Origin of the sequence: Microcystis panniformis FACHB-1757 (assembly GCF_001264245.1) — a bacterium.
GTDB classification, from domain to species: Bacteria; Cyanobacteriota; Cyanobacteriia; order Cyanobacteriales; family Microcystaceae; genus Microcystis; species Microcystis panniformis.
Map to the genome: position 1 here is coordinate 2,902,732 of NZ_CP011339.1, position 25,877 is coordinate 2,928,608.

Annotated in this window: 25 protein-coding genes and 4 pseudogenes; 17 read left to right on the forward strand and 12 right to left on the reverse strand. The window is 43.1% G+C overall.

Going from position 1 to position 25,877, the window contains the following annotated elements; genetic code table 11:
- The first annotated feature begins 238 nt into the window (after positions 1-238).
- Entirely contained in the window at positions 239-619 is a 381-nt protein-coding gene (locus VL20_RS13960; protein ID WP_052276843.1) for a type II toxin-antitoxin system VapC family toxin, read from the forward strand.
- Here VL20_RS13960 and VL20_RS13965 read toward each other — a convergent pair.
- Positions 616-1,659 (reverse strand): IS630 family transposase, encoded by a 1,044-nt coding sequence (locus VL20_RS13965; RefSeq protein WP_052276844.1) that lies wholly within the window; start codon positions 1,657-1,659, stop codon positions 616-618. The two genes, VL20_RS13960 and VL20_RS13965, sit on opposite strands and share 4 nt — an antisense overlap.
- Before the next feature lie 340 nt (positions 1,660-1,999).
- Here VL20_RS13965 and VL20_RS13970 point away from each other — a divergent pair, with 340 nt between their 5' ends.
- Together VL20_RS13970 and VL20_RS13975 are read left to right on the forward strand one after the other, a co-directional pair.
- On the forward strand, positions 2,000-2,230 hold the full coding sequence (locus tag VL20_RS13970; protein ID WP_052276845.1) for an addiction module protein: 231 nt from the start codon (positions 2,000-2,002) through the stop codon (positions 2,228-2,230).
- Between the two features lie 183 nt (positions 2,231-2,413).
- Entirely contained in the window at positions 2,414-2,632 is a 219-nt protein-coding gene (locus tag VL20_RS13975) for a type II toxin-antitoxin system RelE/ParE family toxin (RefSeq protein ID WP_284525784.1), read from the forward strand.
- Positions 2,633-2,854: 222 nt separating this feature from the next.
- Here the strand turns inward: VL20_RS13975 and VL20_RS13980 are convergent, their stop codons facing one another.
- Positions 2,855-3,754: an amino acid ABC transporter substrate-binding protein gene (locus VL20_RS13980; RefSeq protein WP_052276847.1), complete on the reverse strand. Its 900-nt coding sequence runs from the start codon at positions 3,752-3,754 to the stop codon at positions 2,855-2,857.
- Between the two features lie 41 nt (positions 3,755-3,795).
- On the reverse strand, positions 3,796-4,002 hold the full coding sequence (locus VL20_RS13985) for a hypothetical protein (RefSeq protein WP_002732891.1): 207 nt from the start codon (positions 4,000-4,002) through the stop codon (positions 3,796-3,798).
- A gap of 445 nt (positions 4,003-4,447) precedes the next feature.
- Here VL20_RS13985 and VL20_RS13990 point away from each other — a divergent pair.
- From VL20_RS13990 to VL20_RS14015, 5 genes and pseudogenes are all read left to right on the forward strand, one after another.
- Positions 4,448-5,384, forward strand: a pseudogene (locus VL20_RS13990) (IS110-like element ISMae40 family transposase).
- Positions 5,385-5,571: 187 nt separating this feature from the next.
- Complete coding sequence (locus VL20_RS14000; RefSeq protein WP_052276849.1) at positions 5,572-6,198, forward strand: TenA family protein; 627 nt, start codon at positions 5,572-5,574, stop codon at positions 6,196-6,198.
- Between the two features lie 15 nt (positions 6,199-6,213).
- Positions 6,214-6,621 carry a DUF2605 domain-containing protein gene (locus tag VL20_RS14005; RefSeq protein WP_081417918.1) on the forward strand — a complete coding sequence of 136 codons (408 nt, stop codon included), beginning with the start codon at positions 6,214-6,216 and terminating at the stop codon, positions 6,619-6,621.
- Between the two features lie 101 nt (positions 6,622-6,722).
- Positions 6,723-7,028 carry a DUF2973 domain-containing protein gene (locus VL20_RS14010; protein ID WP_052276851.1) on the forward strand — a complete coding sequence of 102 codons (306 nt, stop codon included), beginning with the start codon at positions 6,723-6,725 and terminating at the stop codon, positions 7,026-7,028.
- Between the two features lie 11 nt (positions 7,029-7,039).
- Positions 7,040-7,686: pseudogene (locus VL20_RS14015) on the forward strand (YqiA/YcfP family alpha/beta fold hydrolase).
- A 337-nt stretch (positions 7,687-8,023) separates the two neighbouring features.
- Here VL20_RS14015 and VL20_RS14020 read toward each other — a convergent pair.
- Together VL20_RS14020 and VL20_RS14025 are read right to left on the reverse strand one after the other, a co-directional pair.
- Positions 8,024-8,590, reverse strand: a complete 567-nt coding sequence (locus VL20_RS14020) for a hypothetical protein (protein WP_002757226.1) — start codon at positions 8,588-8,590, stop codon at positions 8,024-8,026.
- Positions 8,591-9,089: 499 nt separating this feature from the next.
- Positions 9,090-10,592, reverse strand: a complete 1,503-nt coding sequence (locus tag VL20_RS14025; protein ID WP_052276852.1) for a hypothetical protein — start codon at positions 10,590-10,592, stop codon at positions 9,090-9,092.
- A 466-nt stretch (positions 10,593-11,058) separates the two neighbouring features.
- On the opposite strand from VL20_RS14025, the gene psaA reads away from it, so the two are divergent.
- The 8 genes and pseudogenes from psaA (at position 11,059) to VL20_RS14055 (ending at position 19,086) form a co-directional block, all read left to right on the forward strand.
- The gene (gene psaA / locus VL20_RS14030; RefSeq protein WP_002734764.1) at positions 11,059-13,308 is read left to right on the forward strand and encodes a photosystem I core protein PsaA; all 2,250 of its coding nucleotides are present in this window, start codon (positions 11,059-11,061) and stop codon (positions 13,306-13,308) included.
- Positions 13,309-13,486: 178 nt separating this feature from the next.
- The gene (gene psaB / locus VL20_RS14035; RefSeq protein WP_002785240.1) at positions 13,487-15,700 is read left to right on the forward strand and encodes a photosystem I core protein PsaB; all 2,214 of its coding nucleotides are present in this window, start codon (positions 13,487-13,489) and stop codon (positions 15,698-15,700) included.
- Between the two features lie 57 nt (positions 15,701-15,757).
- Positions 15,758-16,249, forward strand: a complete 492-nt coding sequence (locus VL20_RS14040; protein ID WP_052276853.1) for a DUF29 domain-containing protein — start codon at positions 15,758-15,760, stop codon at positions 16,247-16,249.
- A gap of 317 nt (positions 16,250-16,566) precedes the next feature.
- Positions 16,567-16,647 (forward strand): annotated as a pseudogene (locus tag VL20_RS28795) (nucleotidyltransferase family protein); the annotation flags it as partial.
- Positions 16,648-16,728: 81 nt separating this feature from the next.
- A protein-coding gene (locus VL20_RS14045; protein WP_223213110.1) for an ISAzo13 family transposase occupies positions 16,729-17,929 on the forward strand; the annotation gives its coding sequence in 2 pieces (ribosomal slippage) (positions 16,729-17,730 and positions 17,732-17,929; 1,200 coding nt in all).
- 122 nt (positions 17,930-18,051) lie between these two features.
- Positions 18,052-18,264 (forward strand): annotated as a pseudogene (locus VL20_RS14050) (nucleotidyltransferase family protein); the annotation flags it as partial.
- On the forward strand, positions 18,254-18,421 hold the full coding sequence (locus VL20_RS31755; RefSeq protein WP_167341547.1) for a HepT-like ribonuclease domain-containing protein: 168 nt from the start codon (positions 18,254-18,256) through the stop codon (positions 18,419-18,421). The pseudogene VL20_RS14050 and the gene VL20_RS31755, both read left to right, overlap by 11 nt.
- Positions 18,422-18,873: 452 nt before the next feature.
- On the forward strand, positions 18,874-19,086 hold the full coding sequence (locus VL20_RS14055) for a HepT-like ribonuclease domain-containing protein (RefSeq protein ID WP_284525786.1): 213 nt from the start codon (positions 18,874-18,876) through the stop codon (positions 19,084-19,086).
- 63 nt (positions 19,087-19,149) lie between these two features.
- Here VL20_RS14055 and VL20_RS14060 read toward each other — a convergent pair whose 3' ends face one another.
- The 5 genes from VL20_RS14060 to VL20_RS14090 form a co-directional block, all read right to left on the reverse strand.
- Entirely contained in the window at positions 19,150-19,338 is a 189-nt protein-coding gene (locus VL20_RS14060; RefSeq protein ID WP_052276856.1) for a PEP-CTERM sorting domain-containing protein, read from the reverse strand.
- A complete protein-coding gene (locus VL20_RS14065) occupies positions 19,338-19,802 on the reverse strand; it encodes a hypothetical protein (protein WP_284525787.1) in 465 nt (154 codons plus the stop codon). The genes VL20_RS14060 and VL20_RS14065 overlap by 1 nt, the downstream gene beginning before the upstream one ends.
- Before the next feature lie 454 nt (positions 19,803-20,256).
- A complete protein-coding gene (locus VL20_RS14080; protein WP_284525788.1) occupies positions 20,257-21,210 on the reverse strand; it encodes an IS4 family transposase in 954 nt (317 codons plus the stop codon).
- 115 nt (positions 21,211-21,325) lie between these two features.
- Positions 21,326-22,831, reverse strand: coding sequence for an IS5 family transposase (locus VL20_RS14085; RefSeq protein WP_052275229.1), 1,506 nt, complete (start codon positions 22,829-22,831; stop codon positions 21,326-21,328).
- Positions 22,832-23,121: 290 nt separating this feature from the next.
- A complete protein-coding gene (locus tag VL20_RS14090; RefSeq protein ID WP_369800475.1) occupies positions 23,122-23,670 on the reverse strand; it encodes a DUF262 domain-containing protein in 549 nt (182 codons plus the stop codon).
- Between the two features lie 74 nt (positions 23,671-23,744).
- On the opposite strand from VL20_RS14090, the gene VL20_RS14095 reads away from it, so the two are divergent.
- Positions 23,745-24,945 (forward strand): ISAzo13 family transposase gene (locus tag VL20_RS14095; protein ID WP_223213110.1). Its coding sequence is split into 2 segments (ribosomal slippage): positions 23,745-24,746 and positions 24,748-24,945, totalling 1,200 coding nucleotides; the frame shifts between segments, so codons are not numbered across the junction.
- A 181-nt stretch (positions 24,946-25,126) separates the two neighbouring features.
- Here VL20_RS14095 and VL20_RS14100 read toward each other — a convergent pair.
- Positions 25,127-25,462 carry a ribulose bisphosphate carboxylase small subunit gene (locus VL20_RS14100; RefSeq protein WP_002741682.1) on the reverse strand — a complete coding sequence of 112 codons (336 nt, stop codon included), beginning with the start codon at positions 25,460-25,462 and terminating at the stop codon, positions 25,127-25,129.
- 15 nt (positions 25,463-25,477) lie between these two features.
- Positions 25,478-25,876 carry a RuBisCO chaperone RbcX gene (rcbX, locus tag VL20_RS14105; protein WP_002732424.1) on the reverse strand — a complete coding sequence of 133 codons (399 nt, stop codon included), beginning with the start codon at positions 25,874-25,876 and terminating at the stop codon, positions 25,478-25,480.
- Position 25,877 lies beyond the last annotated feature (1 nt).

Consider the following 25,877-nt stretch of genomic DNA (forward strand, 5'->3'; position numbering starts at 1 on the left):
ACCACTACTACCGAATCACTACCCCGCCTACAATCAAGAGCATAAGGTATCTTCTTCTGATACAGTACAAACGGCTATAGAATCCTTTTTAATAGCGAAAGGCTATTTATCCAAACCGAAAAAATCTTTTCACTTATCTCCCGCACCCAAAGGAAGTGGCTATACTGACACATCCATCAATCATGACGCTGTTTTAGCCGAATTTACTCTGTCCTATAAATTACCTTAAGCTCAAATCTTGAAAGCGATTATTGCTGACACAACCCCCCTTTACGGAGCGATAGATACCAGTGATCAATATCATAGCAGAGCGCAAGCAGAGCTAAGACGCATAGAATCGGAAGATTTAACAGTTATTATCTCTTTCCCCGTATATATAGAAACTTACAGCTTGCTTCTATATAGATTAGGATTTGAACAAGCCACTCATTTCACACAAAATTGCTTAGAATCTGCTAATTTGATCAATCCGACAGAAGATCAGTATTTCGCATCCATAGCAAAAGCTAAACAATTTCCTGATCAAACTATTACTATTGTTGATGCTTTGACTGCTATCATCTCAATCGAATTAGATCTACCTGTTTGGAGCTATGATTATCATTTTGATATACTTTAGACGTTCATAATCTGAGATTTATTAAACTTCTGAAATCGTAGAGTCAGCAAGGAATCCAGTTCTTTTTTATGTTTCAGATGGGCATCATTCAGACATTCATAAATAGCTGAAGAAAAGTCAGAAAAGTTCTCATAATATTTACCATATAAACATTTCTTTTTGACCAATTTCCACAGCCTTTCAATTAAATTTAGATTAGGTGAATAAGACGGCAGATAGAGCAGCTCTATTGACAAAGAAAGAGCCAATTCTTCAACAATTTTACATTTCTGATAGCGGGCATTATCTAAGACGAGAGTGATGGGAATCATTAGTCCTAAAGCAGCTATTTTTTCAATAAGTTCACAGACTTGAGTTGCCGTAATATAATTGTCATATGTTACCAGAATAACTTCATGAGTTATTGCATTTAATGCTCCTAAAACATTGAAGCGTTTACGCCCGCTCGGTGACTTAACAAAAAGTCTCTCAAAACACCAAACAAAACCGAGAAATGCTCCCATGACGAAGTGAGCGGCATCAACAAAAAAAACAGCCCTTTTTCCTTCTTTTGCCTCATTTAGTCTGGGTTCTAGCTTTTTTTCTTTGTAGTCCTCTTGTTCATCTGGGTCAGCTTTAGAAGGAAGAGAACCTACTTTTAAACATTTCATTCCCATTGATTTTAAAAATTTTCTCACTTGGGTAGGACTTCGTTTTATTCCCGTCAATTCTTCTATCCTATATACAGCTTCATTTATTGTGGCTGGTGGATTTTTCTCGAAGTATTTTTTGAGGGTTTCTTTTTGAAACTCTAATTCACTTTTAGGGCGATAGAAGTTGATTTCTTTTAATTTTTCTATTCCGCCTTCTTGATAATCGCGAAGATAGGTTAATAAGGTATTTGGCGAGATTCCTGCTAACTGACAAATTTTTTGGTGCGGTATCTTTTGGCTTTTTAACCAGAGAACTTCCATCTTCAGTTTAACCCGGGGATGGGGATGATGAAATCTTTCATAATACAGTGAGTTCTTTTCTTCTTCCGTGAATTCTAGGTTAATCATGTTTTTAATGAGTGCTTTGCTTCTAATTATGACTCTTAAACTATATTATTGTCCTTGAGTAAAAAATGCAAGTTGTAGCCGTGCAAAGTATATAATGCGGGTGAAAGTATGGAGATAACCCTCAAGTGCAAACTAAAACCCTCCAAACCCTCAGAAAAGGAAACCACAAAAGTCTCCTAAAAACCATTAATCAAAAACTTGCGATCGCCCCTTCATTCAGTCACTTGAGGAGGTATTGTTGCCATAACTCTCTCAATTTCCATGATTTCAAGGAGTAGGGTTTATCTGGCAAGCCGAGAGCTGCTACAATCTAAGATGATTGGTTATAGATGCTTTCAAGATGACTAAAACAGCAGAAACCCTTAAAATAGAACTTGCTCAACTTTCTGTGCAAGATCGCGCTGAACTAGCTTACTTTCTCATCCATTCCTTAGATGAAGGTGTAGATGACAATGTTTTAGATGCTTGGGATAGAGAATTAACTGAAAGATTAGCCGAAATTTATGCTGGAACAGCCAAGGGTGAACCATCAGATAAAGTATTATTGGAATTACGAGAGAAATATTCGTGAAACCGGTTATTATTCACAGTGAAGCAACAGGAGAACTTGACAATGCTATTCAATATTACGAGAAGCAAAAGATAGGATTAGGGCTAGATTTGCTAAGTACCTAAGCAAAATTAATTACACATATCTAACCACCTCTTGCCTCTTGCCTCTTGCCTTTTGCCTTTCTTCACTAGGAAATTTATTTTGCACGACTACTTATCTGAAATTGAACAAGTTCTCGAAAAAATTAAAATTAACCCTAATCTGGGAACAGCCCATACTATCGAAGGGGTACGCCGTTATGTCATTCGCCGTTTTCCTTACATCATCTTTTATGTAGAATTTGAAGCATTTATCTGGGTGGTTGCGATCGCACATGGAAAACGTAAACCTGATTACTGGAAAAAGCGAAATTTAGAATAATGGAGATACTCGAACGAAAACAAAACCACAAAAGTAGGCTCAATTACCCACAAAATACGATAAATGCCCCTTCATTCAGTCAGTTGAGGGGGTTTATTTTTTCCCTTTATTAACTTGGTTAATAACAAATCCAACTTTAAAAACCCACTTCCCCACTTCCCTATTCATAATTCCCACTTGCAAGAGTGCCTTTTTGAACCTTTCCCTAAAAAGGTTTTGATTTTAGGGAAATACAGTTAAAGGAATCCATTCGTAGGTGTTGACAATGCCTTGAAAATAATCATTAATAGTTTCTCTGGAATAGGGAACAACACCATCTTCACCAAACCAACGTTCATAAATTGTCACCGCTTGTTGTTGGTCACTAACGATCCCTTCCATGAATTTTAATAGGGTATAATTCACTGTATCGCGCCATTTAGAATCATTTTCAGGTAAAGTACAGGCATAGGATTCGTAGGCGTAGGGATAGGAGGGAACTATGGCTAAATTATTGGGATTTTTAGCACTTTTCCTTAAACCTTCTAGGGTAATGCCATCGCTGGCAAAACCATCAATTTCTCCCGTTTCTAGTTTTTGTAAACCCTCGCCACGACTTTTAACTTTGACCAAAATAGCGGCGGGTTGTTGGGTTTTAATTACCGCTTCATTAGTAGTATTGGCAATCACTCCAATGCGTCTGCCTGCCAAGCTACCGATGTCATCAAGATTACTACCTTTGCGGGTGAGCAATTGAGTACCACCGGCAAAGTAACTAACGGAAAAATCCACTTCATTTTCTCTTTTCCAAGTAAAAGTAGTAGAGCCACATTCGATATCGATAACCCCTGTTTTCAACTTTTCAAAACGATTTTGGGGATTAATCTCAACAATTTTTAACTTAATTGGTTTTCCTAACTTCCGTTCGGTTTCCTTGCGAATTAACTCTAACATATCAAGGCTGTAACCCACCCACTTGCCCTGGGAGTTGACAAAACCAAAGGGAATAGCATCTTTACGAGCGCCGGCAGTAATTACCCCAGTTTTTTGAATGCGATCGAAGATTGCTCCCGCAAGGCTAGAATGGTTACTGGTGACGGTTAAAGCTACTGTCATCGTCATGACGGCAAGTGTACGCTTCATTTTTTTCCCTAATCTGAAAGTGGCTCAAGTCTGGGACTGTTTTAGGAGACTGAGAGTTTCCCAGAGGAAGATTTTTTAGCGGCGATTGCTGGGGACAAAAAAAGAGGAGAGATGTTACTCTCTCCCCCTTTTAGTTTTTTCGACAACATTTTAAATTGTTTTTTCAGTTGTCGCTGTCGGGCCGAACCGCCCTTGCCTTTGTCGTTACGTCCCTGACGGCGGGGGGACTCCCATCGCTTAAGTCGCATAGTTTTTAATTCCAATTTAGTCAGTTATATTTTTTATTGTAACAGGTTTAACGTCAGTTTGGGTTAAGGAAATGAACTGACGGGGTGTGGGGTGTGGGGTGTGGGGTGTGGGGTTTTACCCATTTTCAGTAACCCATGCGGGCGTTGGGTTTCATGCTTCAACCGTTCGGCAAAAGCTCACGGCCGAAGCCCAACCTTGTATCTTGAGAAGTAGGCAACCCGTCCCAACCTAGGTAAAAAATACCGCTTTGTAGCTTGGGTGCCTATATTCTGAAAAAGGGCGTGGACATCCAGTTCAACCGAGGTGCTTGACACCGTTGGGTAGCCACCGGAGCCACGCCGTCATCCCGAGGAGACAAGCTCGAACAATCGCCCTTAGGATTAACCTCGTCTTCGCAAGGACGAGTTACCAAAGGGACAAAATAACTTAACCCCAGCATAAACGATGACAGAAGAAAAAACATGGGTAGGGATCGATGTCAGTAAAGAGGTTCTAGATATCTACGTGTTGCCGCAAGGTCTGACCTTGCAACAACCCAACAGCGACGTTGGCGTTCAATCGCTGATTGAACAATTACATCCTCTCTCACCGAGTTTGGTGGTGGTGGAATCGACGGGTGGATTAGAGCGCGCACTCGTATCGGGCTTACAAGCCGCCACCATACCGGTAGCGATCGCCAACCCCCGCAAGGTCAAAGGGTTTGCGACGGCATTGGGGAAAGCAAAAACGGACAAATTGGACGCACAGGTAATCGCTCAATTCGCACGAGCCGTGCAACCCCAACCCCAACCCGTGGTTGCCCCCCAAGCCCAACAATTGAGCGACCTAGTACGACGACGACAGCAGTTGGTGGAGATGCAGGTGGCGGAGAAAAACCGCCTCAGTCGTGTGTCTGAGACGGTGCAACTAGATATCAAAGCCCATATTGAGGAAATCCAACAGCGTATTGAAAGCCTCAACGAGCAGATTCAGTCCCTCGCCCAACAGCAAGCCGATTGGCAAGGCAAAAATGAAATCTTACAATCCGTTAAAGGGATCGGCAAAGTTTCATCTGCCCTATGTTTGGCGGAATTACCCGAGATGGGAACACTCTGGCGAAAAACAGATTGCCCGGCTGGTCGGGGTCGCTCCTATCAACCACGATAGTGGCCAGCACAAGGGTAAACGCATGATTTCGGGGGGACGCACCTCGGTTCGCTGTGGCTTGTACATGGCCACATTGGTAGCCATTCGTCATAACCCGGTGATTCGGAAGTTCTACGAACGGTTGTTGACCAATGGCAAGTTGAAAAAGGTGGCCTTAGTTGCCTGTATGAGGAAATTGCTGGTTATCCTCAATGCCATGATTCGTGATAATAAATGCTGGCAAGCACCCGCTTAGTCCAGTTTTCCGAACAATTTCATCGCTGACAAAACGGATGACTGGTGCCGTTACTTTGTCTTGCCTATTTGGGGTACAAAAGATTTTCTTTATTCCCCTTGACTTTTAAGACAATCGCTACATTCATCTTATATTTAATTCCACCCACCCACTTAACCAACCTTGTCCACCTAATTAGTATTTTCCTATGCTTAGTCAGCAACTTTGGCACAGCCATCAAGATCTAGTACAAGCTTGTCTAGAACACCCTTTTGTGCGAGGTATCGCCACAGGAGAGCTTAAACGGGACTGTTTCGCTTTCTATGTCGGTCAAGATGCTTTTTTTCTGGAATCTTTCGCCCGTGCTTACAGTATCGCCGCCGCTAAAGCTCCCGATTGGCAGGGATTCACTAGCTTTCATCGGTTAGCGGCGGGGGTATTACAGGAATTAGGATTACATGAAAATTATGCTTTACAGTGGGGAGTTGACCTGAGAAAGGTTCAGCCCGCTAATGCCACCCGTCGCTATCGGGATTTTCTTCTCGCTACCGCTTGGATGGGTGACATCGGTGCGATTGCCGTGGCGATGAGTCCCTGTATGCGTCTTTATGCTTATCTGGGTCAACAATTAGCCTTAGAGCCGATTTCTGAGAATCCCTATCAAGCTTGGATTGATAGTTATAGTGGGAATGAATTCGCAGCTTTAGCAAGCCAGTTAGAGGAATTAGCGGATAAATACGCCCTGATGACGGAAAATATCTCTTTATCCTATCGTTATGCCCTTAGTTGTGAACAGGACTTCTTTAGTGCCGCCTACAGCCGGGGCAAATCTTAAAATTTTCCCGTCACAATGTTAAGAAATATAAATAACGCTAAGATTAAGGTAAGCAAAATCGTCATTATAAGAATAATGTTCCCTTCGCAACCCACCGAAAACGAACTCCTGAAAACTATCTTGGAACCTCTACTAGAGGATTTCACCTATTGGTTTTCCCGTTCCCGTCTCCTCCTCGAATCCGAGAGATTATCCTTTCTCAGCCTCGAGGAACAAAACGATTTATTAGCAAGAGTCAAAAACGCTCAACAGGAGGTAGCCACGGCTCATTTACTCTTTAAAACCACAGGTGGTCAGGTGGGTATCGAGGCCAAGATGTTGTTGCCTTGGCATCAGCTGGTGGCAGAGTGTTGGGGGGTCAGCAGTCGTCGTCGTCGATTACAGGGTTGGGGAGAATATCAATCTCCTCAAACTGACGCTTAACTTGAAACTTTTTTGGTAAGCTAGAGAGTTGAGCGAATTTTTAGCATAAAGTTTTGGCAATTGTAGGAATATTCACGCATAATTCACGGGAGACTCGGCCAATGTTACATCTGCTCTATATCCTCGCCTTCACAGTTATCGCTTTTTTGACCATTAATAATTTAATTCGGAGTCTGATTACTGTCAGCATGGATTCCCAGAAACGTCCTGCTAAATCGGGTAATTCCTATAATCCCTACGGTTATCCCATGACTTCCCATCCCGAACTTTTGGACGAGACTGGACAACCGATTAATGAACCTCTGTTAGTGATTCGTTCTCTCACTGTCGAAGATGCTCGTCAACAGTTAGATGCCATTTATAATTCTTCTCCCAGTGCCACCAAAGAGCAAGATGAAGAAATCTAATTGGTTCTAGAATGGCAGTCCTTGAAAACAGATATATTTATCTACACGGTTTTGCTTCTGGCCCCCAATCTACAAAAGCGCAATTTTTGAGACATTGTTGGCAAAAGAGGGGTTTAGCAATGGAAATTCCCGATCTTAACGGTGATGACTTTTCTAGCTTAACTCTCACTCGTCAGATTGTTCAAGTCGGCCAATTGATTGAACAATCTCAGTTTCCCGTTACACTGATTGGTTCCAGTTTTGGCGGTTTAACGGCAGCTTGGCTGGCAGAAACTTATTTTCAGGTGCAAAGGCTCGTTTTATTAGCTCCCGCTTTTAATTTCGGGCCGATTTGGTTAGGACAATTGGGAGCAGAAACCCTAGCCAATTGGCAAAAATCTGGGAGTTTATCGGTTTATCACTACGGTTATCGTCGTTATCTGCCGATTTATTACAAGTTTATTGAGGATTTAGCTAATTATCCCCAAGAAAAGTTAATCAGGCAGCTCCCCACCCTGATTATTCATGGCAGTAACGATGGGTAATTCCCCCAGAAAATAGTCGCTATTATGCTTTTTCTCGTCCTTGGGTACAGTTAATCGAATTAAATAGCGATCATGCCCTTACCGATGTTTTGACGAGAATCTGGGCTGAAATACAATTATTTCTCAATTTTTGACTAAATAGGGTTGGCTGAATAAATCTAAAAACCTTGTTGGATAAGGCTTTTAGACTTTTTTTCCCTCAAAAAGTGCCAACCCTTGGAGTGATCGGGGGTAAAATTCCGGGACTTTTTCCCTGAAAATTAGGTAATTGACCCCCTCAAAATCGGTAAAACCCTACACCCTACACCCCACACCCTACCCCACGAAAAACTTTTTGCCGCAAACCCTAAATAAAAAACCCCCCTTCGATCGGAAAAAGAGGAGGAATTTTAGTGCATTTGTATTGGGCTTTGAGAAGATTTTTCAGCTTCTCAGTCTAAAGACAAGAGATTTTCTCCTGATGTCTTCCCACTACCAAAGTCCGCGGATAGGAGATACACTAGGCTCGGGAGCGGGTTGAGGAGCAACTTCAGTAAAGGTTCTGGTTTCCGGCGGTAAAGCGGGAAGTCCCCAAGCGGGTTCTTTTTGGTTAACTTCTCTTAAAAGTTGCGAGCGAGTAGCGCTGGTGGAGATTTCCGATTTTAGTTTCAAGCGGGAAACCCAATAGGGACGAGCTTTACCCACATAAACTAATTTGCCATCTACCACTTGCAAAATCACGTCATCACCACCCATGGCATCCCCAACAATACGAGCGGTGGTTCCGTCGGCAAAGTCACCACTGAAAATTTCTTTGCCATCCACTGTCACAGGTCTGATCAATTGGATGGACAGAATTCCACCCACGGTTCCCCGGACGCGACCCAGTATATAGTCACCGGGGTTGAGTTGTGGCTCACCTCTGTAGGTGTTATGGCCGCGCAGTTGACTGATCAAGATTTCGTTATTTTGTGGTCCTGCTTGTGCGGGTACAGCGCCAAGGGTAGTTAGGGCAACTAAACCGGCAAAACCAGCGACAAGGGAAATTTTGTTAAACACAATTACCTCAAGCAAAAAATTGGTAAATTACCTAGAGACGTTCTAGATTATAACCTAGTTCCCAATTTTGTCTATATTGCGAAATATTAGTTTAATAATTTCTCGATCGAGCGGTTGGAGGTTTCAGTTATCAGTTATCAGTTATCAGTTATCAGATTGCAGATTCCAGTTTTAAGTAGGGTTTACCGAAAAAGACCTAGGATGGGGTCAGACAGAGGGCAGGAGGCAGTTATTCAGCCAGCCCTAAGTAGAAAGTTTTAGGTGAAAACTTCGGGGTCTTCTGGACATCAGGTGAAAAATGTTCACTGTGTTACATAATGGTTATTAATGCTAGGGACATAAGGCTTATGCCCTTTTTTCGATAAGATAAGCTTATCACTTTAACTCCAATAGAACCAAACTTGGGAACTTTCTTTTCACTGATTACTGTTTACTGTTCACTGCTCACTGAAAAATCCCCACCTCCCCACTTCCCCTAAAAACAGGATTAAGCTGGGTTTTAAGAGCGATCGACATTGCTGAATAATTGAGGATCGAGGGTGGGTAGTTCGATATCTTTTTCTGCTGGGGAAGAGGCCAACTGGAAGCGGTTTAAGGTTTGTTGAACGCGATCAAAAATGGTGATTTTTTGCTCGCTATTGTTCTGGGGTTCGGGAATAGGTTCCACTTCTAGCGGAGGCTGAATCCCAGGGGCAGGTTCGTTAATCTCCTTTGTCTCTGGTATGGTGGTTAGGGGAGATTCGATCGCTTCAGGGGTTTCCTCGACCTTTTCGATTGTTTCTGTCTCTACTGGTTTTTCTTCCACTATTGGGCTTTCTGGCTCAATAACAGGGCTTTCCTCAACTATTGGGCTTTCTGGCTCAATAACAGGGCTTTCTGGCTCAATAACAGGGCTTTCCTCAACTATAGGGGTTTCTGGCTCAACTACAGGGGTTTCTGGCTCAACTACAGGGGTTTCTTCCTCAACTATAGGGGTTTCTGGCTCAATAACGGGGGTTTCTTCCTCTAGACTAGGAATAGTTTGATAGTTGGGATCAACAATGCTACGGGCAGTTATAGGGGATAAATCGCCGCGGACTAATTGACTGAGGCCGTCTTGGTAAGAGGGATCAAAGCTAATCACGCGCACGCTGGTATTAAACTCGTTTTCGATTTTATTTCCCTTACCATCGATGAATTCTAGTTGTACCCAGTTATTGCCCTTGTTAAAACCCTTGAGATAAATCGGTTCCCAAGTATCAAGCAGAAAACTTTCACCGTTGACGGTGACACGAATGCGCCAATCTTGAAGATTATTATCCCCGTTGGCAGTATTGGACAGACGTAGAGGAGCATTACTCAGATAAAAATCGAGCAGGATCGGTTCTGCACCGTAGATTCCCTGCGGATGACTGTAGGTTAATAGGGGTAAGTTATGATCAGGGGCATTTTTGCCTGTTTTTGTCAGAATATGAAAGGTTGTTTCAGCGAAGGCCCCATCATTTTTAAAACTTTCCTGCCAAGGCCGCAGGGCCAAGACGCGGAGGGTATGAGTACCGGGGGCAAGATTTTCTAGGATAATCGGTTGCTTGAGGTCGTAAATGGCTGCTGCTGGTTCATTATCGACAATTAGGCTCAAGTGGGGTCCTAATTTCAGGGTATCGTCTTGGAAAATTGGCAGATCTGACACTTGTAGTTTAACTGTCACCTGAGGGTCATCGAAAACTTGTTCGGCCAGAGGACTGAGAATCGTTACTTGGGGAGCGTAACGATCTAAACTGGGGCGCAGTTCCTGAATTAGGACCGGGGGGGCAACCTCAGAAATGCGGCCTTGGACGACGGGAAGATTAGAGGTTTCCGAAGTGGGGAGATTGGTAGCCGTTAGGCGATCGCCACAGGCGGTTAACAGGGTGGTCAGTAAACCGATCACAAGACATATACGAAGGGTTTTGACTGGGATTAATTTATGTAGTAGGGATAGCACGTTCCTCCTAGAGCCAAGGCCAAAATCTATACAAACCATTGATTTTTGCTAGAGTCATTGAATGCTCCGGTGTCAGCAAAAGCGGGAGAAGATCAGGTTATGGCCTCAATTTTACAGAATTGTTTGATTGTTTTTTGAGAATCTATCTATTGAATTTTCTATATGGTCTGGTGAGGGAGAAAAGGGGAAATTGGCGTCCGGAGCGACAATTGATAAACTTTTGTAAAGAAAAATCACTGGTCTGACCCTGACTAAGACCGTCCATAGCAGAAAATGTCTCTCCTATCAAGGATTGAGAGAATTTTAATTATTGTTAAGCATAACGAACAGACAAGAGAACAAAGACTTATCATCTACTATTGATGCTTTCGACTGGAATCTCACCCAAGAGGAAAGTCAAGCAACATTAACAAAAGGTGGGTCAGATTTCAACTTGCCTTTTTTAGGTTAAAAAATCTATCCTCAAATAAAACGCTAAGTCTATTGTCGAGAGAGGAGAATCCTCATGGCACTCCCCCCCAAAGAGGCGGTAGCTAAAGTGATTGTAGATAAAGACCCAGTACCTACTTCCTTTGAGAAGTGGGGTCAACCGGGGCATTTTGATCGCACTTTAGCCAAAGGACCCAAAACCACTACCTGGATTTGGAACCTACACGCCAACGTCCACGATTTTGATAGTCAAACCAGCGATCTCGAAGATATTTCTCGGAAAATCTTCAGCGCCCACTTCGGACATCTCGCCGTTGTCTTCGTTTGGCTAAGTGGAATGTACTTCCACGGCGCGAAATTTTCTAACTATGAAGCTTGGTTAACCAACCCGCTGGCCATCAAACCCAGCGCCCAAGTGGTCTGGCCGATCGTCGGTCAAGGCATCCTCAACGGCGATGTGGGCGGCGGCTTCCACGGTATTCAGATCACCTCTGGTCTGTTCTACCTCTGGCGTGCTTCTGGGTTCACCAACAGCTATCAGCTATACTGCACCGCTATCGGTGGTTTAGTTATGGCGGGCCTGATGCTGTTTGCCGGTTGGTTCCATTACCACAAAAGCGCACCGAAACTGGAATGGTTCCAAAACGTGGAATCGATGATGAACCACCACTTGGCGGGTTTACTCGGCTTAGGTTCCCTAGGTTGGGCTGGTCATCAGATTCACGTTTCTTTACCGGTGAACAAACTCCTCGATGCTGGAGTAGCTCCCCAAGACATCCCCTTGCCCCACGAGTTCATCCTCGAACCGAGCAAGATGGCGGACTTATATCCCAGTTTCGCCCAGGGTTTGACCCCCTTCTTTACCCTTAACTGGGGTGCTTACTCGGATTTCCTCACCTTCAAAGGTGGCTTGAACCCCGTGACCGGTGGTCTCTGGCTTTCCGATACCGCTCACCATCACTTGGCGATCGCTGTATTATTCATCATTGCTGGTCATATGTACCGTACCAACTGGGGTATCGGTCACAGCATGAAGGAAATCCTTGAAAACCACAAAGGTCCCTTCACCGGTCAAGGTCACAAAGGACTGTACGAAATCCTGACCACCTCTTGGCACGCTCAGTTAGCGATTAACCTTGCTCTCTTAGGTTCGCTAACCATCATCGTGGCCCACCATATGTACGCCATGCCGCCTTATCCCTATCAGGCGACTGACTACGCCACCCAACTATCCTTGTTCACTCACCACACTTGGATCGGTGGCTTCTTAATCGTCGGTGCGGGAGCGCACGGAGCGATCTTCATGGTGCGGGACTACGATCCAGCCAAAAACGTCGATAACCTGCTCGATCGGGTGATCCGTCATCGCGACGCAATTATCTCCCACCTGAACTGGGTATGTATTTTCCTTGGCTTCCATAGCTTCGGTTTATACATTCACAACGACACCATGCGGGCTTTTGGTCGTCCCCAAGATATGTTCTCGGATACGGGAATTCAACTACAACCCATCTTTGCTCAATGGGTACAAAGTCTCCACACCCTAGCCCCCGGCAACACCGCTCCTAACGCTCTCACTACCGCTAGTTATGCTTTCGGTGGCGACGTGGTAGCAGTGGGTGGCAAAGTGGCCATGATGCCGATCACTCTCGGTACTGCCGATTTCCTCGTGCATCACATCCACGCCTTCACCATCCATGTCACCGTGTTGATTCTCCTCAAAGGGGTTCTCTACGCTCGCGGTTCCCGTCTGATTCCCGATAAAGCGAATCTCGGTTTCCGTTTCCCCTGCGATGGTCCCGGTCGCGGCGGTACCTGCCAAGTTTCGGGTTGGGATCACGTTTTCCTCGGCCTGTTCTGGATGTACAACTCCATCTCGGTCGTAATCTTCCACTTTAGCTGGAAAATGCAGTCCGATGTCTGGGGAACCGTCGCCCCCGATGGCACTGTCACCCACGTTACCCTCGGTAACTTCGCCCAAAGTGCCATCACCATCAACGGTTGGTTACGGGATTTCCTCTGGGCGCAAGCAGCTCAAGTGATTAACTCCTATGGCTCCGCTCTGTCTGCCTACGGAATCATGTTCCTAGCCGGTCACTTCGTCTTCGCGTTTAGCTTGATGTTCCTGTTCAGTGGTCGCGGCTACTGGCAAGAATTAATCGAGTCGATCGTCTGGGCGCACAACAAGTTAAGAGTTGCCCCCGCTATCCAACCTCGCGCCCTGAGCATCATTCAAGGTCGTGCCGTTGGTGTGGCTCACTACCTCTTAGGCGGTATTGTAACCACTTGGGCATTCTTCTTGGCCAGAAGTCTCTCGATTGGCTAAACTTGCCTATAAGGGCTTGCCAGTCCCCCGGGGATTGGCAAGACTAGGCTGAACCAGCGTCGATTGACCGATACCTCTGTAAGCGTTTCCTATTACAGAAGGTGAATTGAAAAAAGGAAATAACCAGCACTCGTGTAAGAGCCTCAGTTATTTAGAGAGGAGAATTTCCTAAACAGCTATGGCAACTAAATTCCCTAAATTTAGCCAAGATCTAGCCCAAGATCCGACCACCCGTCGGATTTGGTACGGGATCGCCACAGCCCACGATTTTGAAAGTCATGATGGCATGACGGAAGAGAATCTCTACCAAAAGATTTTCGCGTCGCACTTCGGCCACATTGCAATCATTTTCCTGTGGACTTCCGGTACTATATTCCACGTCGCTTGGCAAGGTAACTTCGAGCAGTGGATCAAAGATCCCTTAAATATCCGTCCCATCGCCCACGCGATTTGGGATCCCCAGTTCGGTAAAGGCGCTGTGGATGCCTTCACCCAAGCTGGCGCTTCTAATCCGGTTAACATCGCCTATTCCGGGGTTTACCACTGGTTCTACACCATCGGTATGACCTCCAACCAAGACCTATACCAAGGTGCGGTGTTCCTGCTGATTCTCTCGGCGATTTTCCTCTTTGCTGGCTGGTTACACTTACAACCTAAGTTCCGTCCTAGCCTCGCTTGGTTCAAAAACGCTGAATCTCGCCTGAACCACCACCTCGCCGCTCTGTTCGGTGTTAGCTCTCTGGCTTGGACCGGACACCTCGTTCACGTTGCTATCCCCGAATCCCGCGGTCAGCACGTTGGTTGGGACAACTTCCTCTCCACTCCCCCCCACCCGGCGGGTTTACTACCCTTCTTCACCGGTAACTGGAGTGTGTACGCGGAAAACCCCGATACTGCTAACCACATTTTCGGTACTGCCCAAGGCGCGGGAACTGCGATTCTCACCTTCTTAGGTGGTTTCCATCCCCAAACCGAGTCCCTCTGGTTAACCGATATGGCTCACCACCACTTGGCGATCGCTGTTATCTTCATTGTGGCTGGTCATATGTACCGCACCAACTGGGGCATCGGTCACAGCATCAAGGACATCCTCAATGCACACAGACCCCCCAGTGGTAAGTTAGGAGCCGGTCACAAAAATCTTTATGACACGGTTAACAACTCTCTCCACTTCCAACTCGGTTTGGCTCTCGCTTCTTTAGGCGTGATCACCTCTCTGGTGGCGCAGCATATGTACGCGCTACCCCCTTATGCCTTTATCGCTAAGGACTACACTACCCAAGCGGCTCTTTATACCCACCACCAATACATCGCTGGTTTCCTAGCGGTGGGTGCTTTCGCTCACGGTGCTATCTTCTTCGTGCGTGACTATGATCCCGAAGCGAACAAAGATAACGTGCTGGCGCGGATGCTGGAGCATAAAGAAGCGATCATCTCTCACCTAAGCTGGGTTTCCCTTTTCTTAGGTTTCCACACCCTCGGCCTCTACGTTCATAACGATGTGGTCGTCGCTTTCGGTACTCCCGAAAAACAAATCTTGATCGAACCTGTGTTTGCTCAATTCGTGCAAGCAGCTTCGGGTAAAACCCTGTACGGCATGAACGTACTGTTGTCTAACCCCGATAGTATCGCTTACACCGCCTATCCCAACTACGGTGATGTTTGGTTACCCGGTTGGTTAGACGCAATCAATAGCGGCACTAACTCCCTATTCTTAACCATCGGTCCTGGCGACTTCCTCGTTCACCATGCGATCGCTCTTGGTTTACACACCACCGTTCTAATCCTGGTTAAAGGTGCTTTAGACGCTCGTGGTTCCAAATTAATGCCCGATAAAAAAGACTTCGGGTATTCCTTCCCTTGCGACGGTCCCGGCCGTGGCGGTACTTGCGACATCTCTGCTTGGGATTCCTTCTACCTAGCCATGTTCTGGATGTTGAACACCCTGGGTTGGTTAACCTTCTACTGGCACTGGAAACACCTCGGTGTCTGGTCGGGTAACGTGGCTCAGTTTAACGAAAACTCCACCTACCTGATGGGCTGGTTCCGCGATTACCTCTGGGCTAACTCGGCTCAGTTAATCAACGGTTACAACCCCTACGGTGTTAATAACCTTTCTGTCTGGGCCTGGATGTTCCTCTTTGGACACCTCGTTTGGGCAACCGGTTTCATGTTCCTGATCTCTTGGCGTGGTTACTGGCAAGAGTTGATCGAAACTATCGTTTGGGCCCACGAACGCACTCCTCTGGCGAACCTCGTTCGTTGGAAAGACAAACCCGTGGCTCTCTCGATCGTTCAGGCTCGTTTGGTTGGTTTAGCTCACTTCACCGTTGGCTATATCTTCACCTACGCCGCCTTCTTGATCGCTTCCACTGCTGGCAAGTTCGGCTAAACCTTGAATTAGGTAACTAAAAAACCCCCCGCCCATTGGTGGGGGGTTTTGTTGTTTATGATTGATCATAAAAGCGCGGCTCAATCTCAAAAATCTATGCAGTGGGAAGAATTAAAACAGCTTTATGATCAGGACTTTGTTTTGTGGATTGAGCGAACCACCGAACAAATTCGACGCGGGGAGATGAAAAATTTAGATTGGGAACATCTTTTAACGGAGATAGAAGATTTGGGGAGAGAACAAAGGAACAAAGTGGAAAGCTATCTAATTCAAACCGTTAAACATTTATTAATGTATCAGTATTGGCTGACTGAAAAAGGTAATTGTGGCCGGGGATGGGCCGATGAAATCGATAATTTCCGTCTAGAACTAGAAATTTTATTCCAGTCAAAAACCCTCTACAATTATGGGGCTTCTAGGTTAGATATAATTTATGATAAAGCCAAGCGATCGGTGATCAAAAAAACTGGTTTATCTGTTGATACGTTTCCGCAAGTTTGTCCTTATACCTTTGCAGAAATTATAGATTTTGACTTTTTGCCAGTTTAGAATACGAGAATTAAAGCGGAGAAAGACATTCATAAGTTATCCTCTTGTTCAAGAGACATCTCCAAAAATTATCACCCAATCACAGCTTGCTTTTATACTATGTACTAACTAAGTAGTTCTATAGCTGAAATGTATATCTATCGTTGCCAATTTGATTTCATTGAAAAAATATGGGGCGATTAAAATCATTTTTATTTGGGTAAGTTTCTTAACTAAAAAGACTTTGAGCCTTGAGATAATATTAGATCGAGGTCTAATGTTATTCATCAAACAAACATTAAGGTTACAATGAAGGAATCAGATTTCAGAAAATAGCCATGAAACGAGATGAGGTACTAACAATTCTTGCAACACACCGAGAACAATTAGAAAAACTAGGGGTAAAATCTCTGTCTCTAAGAGAATTACAGAGAATGATTGATCCTATAATAACGGGAAAATCCTCAGAGTGAGGAACTCGCATGAAACCAGCATCCCTGATTCAACTAACCGATAGTCTGAAAGCCCTTTATATCAAAACTGCCCAAAAGCTGAAAGGCAGTGACAGACGACAATTTATGGCAGAAGTGGTGAAAACGTTAGGTATTGGAGGGCAAACCTTTGCCGAACGAGAATTGGGCTGGAATCGGCGAACAATCCGCAAAGGGATGGGGGAATTGACCAGTGGACAAGCACTCGAAGATGGTTATCATCGCAGTGGACGCAAGCGAGTAGAAGAAAAATTACCTAATTTGCTCGAAGACATACGAGCCTTGGTAGAACCCCAGGCACAGACCGATCCTAGTTTCAAAAGCACCCGTTTATACAGCCGGATAAGTGCATCGGAAGTGCGTCGTCAATTGATAGAGCAGAAAGGCTACCATCCGGAGGAATTACCCAGTGAGGAGACAATTCGTTGCCGATTAAACGAGATGGGATATAGATTAAAACGAGTAGTCAAGGCGAAACCGCAAAAGAAAATACCGGAAACGGATGCCATCTTTGAGCAAATCCACTCGGTTAATCAACAGGCCGATGCTGACCCGCAGACCTTACGTATCTCAATGGATGCCAAAGTAGCGGTCAAAGTTGGAGAGTTTGACCGAGGAGGCAAAACGCGAGTGACCACTATTGCCTTAGATCATGATTTTGATGCGAGCACCACCCTCACCCCCTATGGTATTTTCCTCCCCGAATACAATGAACTGTACTTGTTCTTTGTCAGCTCTAAACTGACCGCAGATTGTATTGTGGACTTGCTGGAGCAGTGGTGGGCGATGGTAAAAGACCGCTTTAGCCACATTCACAAATTGGTGATTAACCAAGACAATGGGCCGGAGAACCATTCTCGTCGTACTCAGTTTATGAACCGGATGGTAGCCTTTGCCCAGCAGTCGCAATTGAACATTGAGTTAGCCTACTATCCCCCCTATCACAGCAAGTACAATCCAGTAGAACGTACCTTTGGCTGGCTGGAGCAGCATTGGAAGGGGAGTTTACTCTTGGGGTGTGGAAACGGTGCTTCACTTTGCCGAAACCCTTACCTTCAAAGGAAAAAATCCGGTCGTCAAGCTCATTGAGAAGGTTTACCACACTGGGGTAAAGTTGATTCAGAAGGCAATGGCAGAGTTGGAAAAACAGATTAATCGACTTCCCCATTTGCCAAAGTGGTTTGTGGAAATCCCTTATCAAACCACTTGACTATTGGATCATCTTTTTTATGGAGTTCTCTAAGTACCTAGGCAAAATTATTTACACATGACGATCATTGCCCCGTAAGGGTTTTAGCTCGATCAGGCAGGTAATTAATTTTGCATGACTACTTATTTGGTTCAGTAGCAAGGGATGAAGCACGTTTTGACAGTGATGTAGATTTATTGGTAGAATTTAGTAAAGCGGTAGGGTTATTTGAGTTTATCGAGGTACGACTTTACTTAGAAGATATATTAGGATGTTCTGTTGATTTAGGGACTCAAGATTCTTTAAAAGAACATTTACGACAACCTGTATTAAAGGATGTGATTAATGCCTTTTAGAGATTGGCAACTTCGTCTTCAAGATATTATTGAATCCATTGATGAAATCTTGGAATGGACGGCTAATATGACCTTTGAAGATTTTAGCTCAAATCGACTGACTCTTAAAGCAGTTCTGGCTCTTCGTTACTTGTTATGGTTCGATAGGGGGGCATAAATCGACTAAATCCTTATCTGGCAAGAGACTTAATTGATTAGTTCGCTCTAGATAAAAAACAATTGACAAAAATCGCTAAATGCCTTTCTCTATAAGGGTTCCATCCCTTAAGTACCTAGGCAAAATTATTTACACATGACGATCATTGCCCCGTAAGGGTTTTAGCTCGATCGGGCAGGTAATTAATTTTGCATGACTACTTATAACCCCCGTCCATTGCATAACACAAACCGAAGAGCCGCAGTTCTTTATAATTTAGGAATTATTGGTGAGGCATCTAGAAATATTCCGGTTCTTCGTTACTTGGTATGGTTCGATAGGGGGGCATAAATCGACTAAATCCTTATCTGGCAAGAGACTTAATTGATTAGTTCGCTCTAGAAAAAAACAATTAACAAAAATCGCTAAATGCCTTTCTATATAAGGGTTCCATCCCTTATAACTCCCGTCCATTGCATAACACAAACCGAAGAGCCAATATTCCTAGTGATATACAATTGCGTTATTCTCAAATTCCTTGGCGTTTAATGGGAGATATGCGAAATGTCATTTTTCATGAATATTTTCGGGTAGAATTGGCAATTGCTTGGCGGACGATTGAAAATAATCTAACTCCATTGCGTTCACAATTACAGGAAATTTTAGAAAATGAAGCCGAAAATTAATTTATAAAAATCCCCCTCAACTGGTCTAAAATTAAGGGGGAATGAGTTATATAAAAAGGCAATTTAACCGACGTTAGTGGGTTCTTTTTCGATGGAATGAGTGCGTTTTACTTTGCGTTTTAGGGTTGCACCTGCACCAAGTATTCCCAGGGAAAGAAGACTTAGGGTTGAGGTGGGTTCGGGGATTTCGGCTCTTCTGGTTTCTGTGTGGAAACGAGGTCTATACTGATAGTTTATTCCGCCAAATAGCACTAAAAGTCTTGCCTGATAAGCATTTCACGATTCCATAAGCAAAAATTATCACACAAAGTCGAGAAGAGCCGGATTTCTCTAGATCTATAAACTTCGTCCATGGATTCTGCTCCGTCCATAAGCAGTGTTCCACCCCTGCCATCATAAACAAGACCAAAGGCAGATGCGGTTACATTTTTTACAAATACCTCTCCAGGTTTACCAACGGCCTTAACATTTTTTTCACACTTAATGGGACTGAGACCATCAACAAACGTATCTCCGACACAAGCCGGATTCTTTCCAATGCTAGTTTGGGTTAAAGCACCACTAATTGATGCTATTGAACTAACTTGTCCTTTTTTTTCTACTGTTCGTTTATTAATGCTTACTAGACTATTACTTTGAGATTCATCCTTATCACAGATTCCATTGACACACGCAACTGAGAGGGGGACAAGCGAGCTAGAAGGTAGATAGGGCAAGCGATATAGCTCTTTGTCCTTTGATGTAATCCTTCAACCGATAGCGGCTAATTTGCATTAGCTCTTCTATATTTTTTTGGAACATTTGATGTAGCTGTAGCCAATGATAGAGATGTTGACCCACATAAAAACTGCTGTGTCTGCGTTGACCTTTATATCTTTTGGCTCTTCTCGACTTTGTGTGATAATTTTTGCTTATGGAATCGTGAAATGCTTATCAGGCAAGACTTTTAGTGCTATTTGGCGGAATAAACTATCAGTATAGACCTCGTTTCCACACAGAAACCAGAAGAGCCATCTTTTTTCAGGTCTTGTGACATATTTTTGGATTCCCATATCCTTAATTTTTTTACCTTGCATTGTGGCACTTGTATAGGCGATAGCTATAACAATTATCAGCTTTGATAAGTATTGCGGGGCTAATTGAGAACCTTCTAAGCTATAGCCTCCCGACTTAAAATCTGGCTCTTCTGGTTTCTGTGTGGAAACGAGGTCTATACTGATAGAATATCCGCAAAATAGCCCTAAAAGTCTTGCCCGATAAGCATTTCACGATTCCATAAGCAAAAATTATCACACAAAGTCGAGAAGAGCCAAAATCTCGAAACATCTCCTCAATATCAAATCTTTTTTGATCGGCAATTATTGCCGTCTCTAAATCTCCAAAGTTAGTCAGAATATACCAAGGTTCTTTTGTTTGAAAACCCCGATAGTTTTTTTTCCACTTACCAGCTAAGTTAAACTGGCCAAATCCCTGCTCTTTTGTAATATTGACATCATTCAAAAATAGTTGAGTTCCTGGACTTAAACCTAACTCTCTCATTTCTTGATAAATTCCTTCTTTTGTCTTCACATTTGTACTTTGTTTTTGTCTTAAACAAAAGTATAAACTCTGCTTCTGAAGCCACTTTCCAAGACTGACCGAGCAAAATTCTCTATCTCCTAACACCAGGATTTTATGACCTGATAGCACCGTCAATATTTTCCCCAATACTCGCTGCTGTTCTTCGAGATTACTACTTCCTTTTTTATCTAATATCTCCCAATAGATTGGCATGGCTCTCTTGTCGTAAATTAGACTCACCATCAAGATATTTATTGTTCCCCAACTCCTTCGGTCTATGGCAATATATACTAATCCTTTTATTGTGAATCTCTCCTGCTGTTTTAACATCTCTTTTAAGCAGAGAAACCAGATTTTTTCAATATTCAGAATTTCCAGCTTTAAAAATCTTTTTAGTTTTTTTCTCCGACTCTCAAACAGGATCGGTATTGGCAGTGCTTCTGCTAATATCTCTAACTTAGCTTGCTTTAGTATTTGCCAGGTTCCAACTATCATTAACAACAGTAGATATCTGGCTCGTCCCAGTTCATTTTCTAACACTTTCTGGTATAGTTCACTTATCATTTTCGTTATTTAGGTCATATATGGTAAATATGACTTATCTTTTTTGGGAGTCTGTGTCTGTATTTTATGCTACATAGGGTTTGCTGAAAAAGTAAAAAACAAAAACTCTCAAAAATCAGCCCGAATTTAAGATAAGTTTTTCTGTTGAGAAATCAGCTTTTTTATCATCTTTTCTAATCAAAGAGGGATGAATAAAGCTAAATTTAGATGTATAAAGAAATAGGGACAAAAAAAGACAGTTAACCTGTCTAAGCAGGTTAGAAAGATTGATGACTAAAAAAGTAATGGCAATGGAAGTTTCTGAAGTTTTATCAAGTTTTGTCATGATACAATCAAGACTATATCTTCTTTTTGCTTGACCAAATTTACCTTCAATTGCATTCCGAATTCCTTCATCCTCAAGAGCTTGTTTTTTAGTTTCTTTACTAATATTTTTAGGTGGTCTTCCTAGAGGAACTCCACTGATTCTAATTCCTCTTTCTTTACACCAAGCTAGATTTTTTCTAGTTCGATAAATTTTATCAACATGAACTGATTCTGGATAATATCCTGTGAATTCTTTATACTCTTCTACTTGCGCTTGTAAGTCCCCAGATTCATTAAAATTATCCCAACTTAAATGGTCTAAAAATACATAACTCTCAAAACAGCTTACTGAGATTTTTGCTCCAAATTCAACTGGTTTTCCTGCTTTTCCTCTAACGATAGGGCGGATGTGTGGTTGGGTTATACTCACAATTCTATCATCAATTCTCGATGATTTATTTTCCCACATCCACAATTGTTGACGATAAACTTCTGTCACCACTAACAACATTTTGTAGTTTCTTTTGCTGAGACTACTTAACTCTGATCCCCCCTCGATTAATTTCTCTATTTGAGATAGATTTCTTTTGATATATTGCAGTTGCTTCTTGATAGCTTCTCGTCTTTCTTTTTGAGAACAACGACGTTTTTTGGCTACTTTTAAATAATCTTTTCTCGCTCTTTTTCTATAAGTTCTTGGCTTTTTCTTCAGCTTGATTCTCAAACTTTGATAGAGACAATCTAGAATGTTTTCTGTTTTCTTTCTTGCTTGATTTAATATCCCTAAATCCTGGGGATAACTTAGATCAGCAGGTGCGCAACTTGCATCTAATATTAATTTTCCTTTATTTTTTATTTGACTCTCTTTTTCTTCTTCTTTTCTTTCACTTTTTTCTTCAATTTCCTTCTTTTTTCTCTCTCTCATCACCATTCTTTTATTAATTTTATTGATTAAATTCTTACTGATTCTTTTACGAAAATTAACGAACATTGTCGCATCAAATAGAGCTTCATTACTATAGGCTGACATCCCTAGAAAATACTGTAAATAGGGGTTTTCCTTGATTTGCTCTATGGTTTCCCTGTCGCTTGTTTTTAATTTTTCCTTAATAATTAATGCTCCTAATGCCATCCTAAATGGTTTGGCTGGCGCACCCATTTCTTCGTCAAAATTTTGGGCATATTCTTCTTCAAATTCTTCCCAGGGAATTAACTCTGCCATTATTATCCAGCGATTATCTGCTGATAATTTTCCCTCAAAAGGCAACTCAAAGTTTTCTGGGGCAATTGAAGACTCGTTCGTTTTTCGGTACATATGTTCTTGTCGGATAAGTGCAAGGGTATTTTAGCAATTTTAGCCGTTTTCTGTCCCTTTTTCTTGACTTTTTGGGAATTTAATATGGCTGTAATCCTTATATCATAAGTATTTCACAGTTATTCAGCAAACCCTACATAAGCTTTTCAGCTTGCTTGTCCCCCTGTCAGCGTTTAGGGTCTCGAAAACCGTATACGCATTCAATTCATCTTCAACATTAATCTGAATAAATAAGAGTCTTTTGGCAACGGTATCCGTTAAAAAAATTGCCAGTTCTTTTCCACTGTTAACTACGCTTGTAAGCTTTGGCAATGAATCCGAAAAGTATTGAAAAGCTTTCCATAGGAGTTGGTTGGATTTGCGAGCGATCGAGGATTGCGAGGAAGTCTAAAGTTAATGAGACGACTTTGATAAAAATCATTATTATTTTCATTCAAAATTAATTTACTAGATTCTTTTAAAGAACCCAGATCTTTATTACTCAAATAACCGCTTTTGAGAAGCCGTTGTCGTTCTCTATTCGCTTCCGCTTCTTCCCCCCGATCGATTAACATTTGAATTTTTTCGATAATCGCTATAGCGAGAATACTAATCGTTACCAATCGTTGTTGTCCGTCAATAATTGTAAAATCCGTATCCGATCGCTGGGAACCCTGTAAAACGATCGCTCCCATGTAATGACTAGAATCGGGGTTTTCATAGAGCGTTTGAATATCCTGCCAGAGATCTTCCCAATTTTCTTCCTTCCACGAATAATCTCTTTGAAAAAGGGGAACTCGGTAGATTTTGCCATTGCCGATGAGATCGCTAAAATTGCTGGTTCGGGTATCTAAGAGAATTACAGAGAATGATTGATCCTATAATAACGGGAAAATCCTCAGAGTGAGGAACTCGCATGAAACCAGCATCCCTGATTCAACTAACCGATAGTCTGAAAGCCCTTTATATCAAAACTGCCCAAAAGCTGAAAGGCAGTGACAGACGACAATTTATGGCAGAAGTGGTGAAAACGTTAGGTATTGGAGGGCAAACCTTTGCCGAACGAGAATTGGGCTGGAATCGGCGAACAATCCGCAAAGGGATGGGGGAATTGACCAGTGGACAAGCACTCGAAGATGGTTATCATCGCAGTGGACGCAAGCGAGTAGAAGAAAAATTACCTAATTTGCTCGAAGACATACGAGCCTTGGTAGAACCCCAGGCACAGACCGATCCTAGTTTCAAAAGCACCCGTTTATACAGCCGGATAAGTGCATCGGAAGTGCGTCGTCAATTGATAGAGCAGAAAGGCTACCATCCGGAGGAATTACCCAGTGAGGAGACAATTCGTTGCCGATTAAACGAGATGGGATATAGATTAAAACGAGTAGTCAAGGCGAAACCGCAAAAGAAAATACCGGAAACGGATGCCATCTTTGAGCAAATCCACTCGGTTAATCAACAGGCCGATGCTGACCCGCAGACCTTACGTATCTCAATGGATGCCAAAGTAGCGGTCAAAGTTGGAGAGTTTGACCGAGGAGGCAAAACGCGAGTGACCACTATTGCCTTAGATCATGATTTTGATGCGAGCACCACCCTCACCCCCTATGGTATTTTCCTCCCCGAATACAATGAACTGTACTTGTTCTTTGTCAGCTCTAAACTGACCGCAGATTGTATTGTGGACTTGCTGGAGCAGTGGTGGGCGATGGTAAAAGACCGCTTTAGCCACATTCACAAATTGGTGATTAACCAAGACAATGGGCCGGAGAACCATTCTCGTCGTACTCAGTTTATGAACCGGATGGTAGCCTTTGCCCAGCAGTCGCAATTGAACATTGAGTTAGCCTACTATCCCCCCTATCACAGCAAGTACAATCCAGTAGAACGTACCTTTGGCTGGCTGGAGCAGCATTGGAAGGGGAGTTTACTCTTGGGGTGTGGAAACGGTGCTTCACTTTGCCGAAACCCTTACCTTCAAAGGAAAAAATCCGGTCGTCAAGCTCATTGAGAAGGTTTACCACACTGGGGTAAAGTTGATTCAGAAGGCAATGGCAGAGTTGGAAAAACAGATTAATCGACTTCCCCATTTGCCAAAGTGGTTTGTGGAAATCCCTTATCAAACCACTTGACTATTGGATCATCTTTTTTATGGAGTTCTCTAATAGATGAGTACGGGGCATAGGTTCGATCGGCAGTCAGTTCATCACTTCTAACTTACCAAATATCGGCCGATCGTTTACCCGTGTTAAAAACCACCAAAAAAAGGATGGCCTCGCGGCCATCCCTACAAACCTTTAAACTACAGCCAAATTAGTAGCGGCCGGCATTGGGTTTATGAACAATAAAGCTCATGGTTTGACATTGTTTGATGTTGTCAAAAGCGATAACGCGGATATAGCAATCAGAATACTCGGTGCGGCACTCGCGAACTTCATTAAGAACTTCTTGGGGGCCAGAAACAGAGAATAAAGGCAGTTTCCACATCGTCCAATGATAATCTGCGGGTTTGGGATCTTTTTCAAATTCCACAGCAGGAATATAACCCTGATCGATCATGTATTGAATTTGTTTAGCAATTTGTTGATCGGTGAGGGGGGGCAAGTAGGAAAGAGTTTCGTAACGCTTCTCTTTAGGTAAAGTTTTCATGGGTTTCTTGATTCCTTATGGGTTGGGTAGATCATCAACATCGAGATTTAATTCCGATGTCTCTGGTTGACTTATAGCAGTACGGGTGAGACGTTCCAAAAGTTGCCGACGATGTTCGGTGTTGTCATTAATAATTCCCGTTTTTACCATCTCTGGCAAGAACTCTAAAACCTGTTCGGCTAGATGTTCTCTTACCGTCATGATCCGCAAAACTAACTCTTTATTCTCAGTCATCAACCCCGCAATATAGGCCTCGCCATCCTGAATGGAATGGCTAGAAGTATAGTGACTCAGCCAAATAGCCAAAGTGGGATTAGTTTCTGACAATTGATCGATAATCGTGCGAACCGCTTGGTAAGTTAGGTAACTTTGTAAGACTTTCGCGGTATCTTGAACAACTTTTTTCGGATACATT